This window comes from Bacillus sp. P4_D3 (assembly GCF_056401855.1).
Window position 1 is genome coordinate 1 of sequence record NZ_JBFUIN010001020.1, and the last position, 940, is coordinate 940.

Annotated in this window: 1 protein-coding gene; it reads left to right on the plus strand. The window is 33.0% G+C overall.

Annotated features, from left to right (window positions below):
* Positions 1-596 (plus strand): ABC transporter substrate-binding protein (locus tag AC1DTM_RS28855; protein WP_477001526.1); only part of this gene is annotated, 596 nt, incomplete at its 5' end.
* Positions 597-940: the final 344 nt, after the last annotated feature.

A 940-nucleotide genomic window follows, 5' to 3' on the forward strand; every position in this document is an offset into this window, starting at 1 on the left:
GTCCAGATAAGAAAGATTTTAGAGATACGGCTGGAGAGTTTAATAAGACGAACGTAAAACAGGCGAAGGAATATTGGGAAAAAGCAAAGCAAGAGACGGGAACAAATGAAGTAACGTTAGAATTCTTAAACTATGACTTAGAAAACTTTAAAAAAGAAGGAGAGTATATTAAAGAAGAGCTTGAGAAAAACTTACCAGGRCTAAAAGTAAATGTGAAATTACAACCCCATACTCAAAAACTAGCGCTAGAGAAGAAAAAAGAATATGAAATGTCGTTATCACGCTGGTTACCTGATTATCCAGATCCAATGACTTACTTAGAAGTATTCCTTTCGGGAAGTACTGTCAATAATACAGGATATGCAAATCCAGAATATGATGCGTTAATTAAAAAGATTAAAACAGAATTAGGTAATGATGAAAAAGCTCGTTGGAAGGCATTGCAAGATGCGGAAAAAATGCTCCTTGATGATGCAGTAATCGCACCAGTATTCCAGCGCGGATTATCTTACTTACAAAAACCATACGTGAAAGATTTATACGTACATCAATTTGGCCCAGCAACAAGCTTGAAATGGGCAGACATACAAAAGTAAAGAAAGAGGAAAAACAGACTTCACGTATGTGATAGTCTGTTTTTTCTTATAGCTTCCAATGAATTATAGACATTTTATATATTTTTTCACTGTTTAAAAATAAAATTATTACTAAATTTCCAGTGTGAAATATATGTGGAATCTTGTATAATTAACGTGTTTCTTTGGAAACAWTTTCTTGCGCTATTTGTATAGGACTTAATAGAGCAAGGGAGGAAATACATACATGTATATAATAGATAAATAGAATGGAACATGTATAGAGAAAAAGGAGAGAAATGATGACGTGTCATAAACAAGGGCTACAATTTATTCGTAATAGAAAGAGGAATAAACGATGAAGA